Origin of the sequence: Melaminivora alkalimesophila (assembly GCF_000282995.1) — a bacterium.
Classification (GTDB): Bacteria; Pseudomonadota; Gammaproteobacteria; order Burkholderiales; family Burkholderiaceae_C; genus Melaminivora; species Melaminivora alkalimesophila.
In genome coordinates this window covers 1-557 of sequence record NZ_ALEE01000125.1, presented here as the reverse complement: position 1 = coordinate 557, position 557 = coordinate 1, and the positions used below count along the sequence as shown (strand labels likewise).

At 70.9% G+C, this 557-nt stretch carries 1 protein-coding gene; it reads right to left on the bottom strand.

From position 1 onward, the window contains the following. A partial coding sequence (locus A612_RS01825; protein ID WP_019372910.1) for an aldehyde dehydrogenase family protein occupies positions 1-557 on the bottom strand: 557 nt, incomplete at both ends.

Here is a 557-nt window from a genome sequence, read left to right as displayed (position 1 = left end):
CCTGCGCGAGCGGCAGCTCGCGCGAGTAGTTGATGGTGTTGGTCGCGCGGCGCATGTAGGCCTTCCAGGCGTCCGAGCCGGATTCGCGCCCGCCGCCGGTTTCCTTGTCGCCGCCGAATGCCCCGCCGATCTCGGCTCCGGAGGTGCCGATGTTGACGTTCGCGATGCCGCAGTCCGAGCCGTCGGCGGCGAGGAAGGCTTCGGTCTCGCGCACGTCGTTGCTGAAGATGGCCGAGGACAGGCCTTGCGGGACGTCGTTCTGCAAGGCGATGGCGTCCTCGAAGTGCTCGTATTCCAGCACGTAGAGGATGGGGGCGAAGGTCTCCTGGCGCACGGTGTCGGTCTGGCGCGGCATCCGGACGATGGCCGGGCGCACGTACCAGGCATCGGGGTATTGCTGTGCGAGCACGCGCTCGCCGCCGCTCACCTGCCCGCCCTGCGCCTCGGCGGCGCGCAGCGCGGCCTGCATGGCATCGAAGGCGGCCTGGTCGACCAACGGTCCGACCAGGGTGCCGTCCTCGAGCGGGTCGCCCACCGGCAGGCGCGCGTAGGCGGCC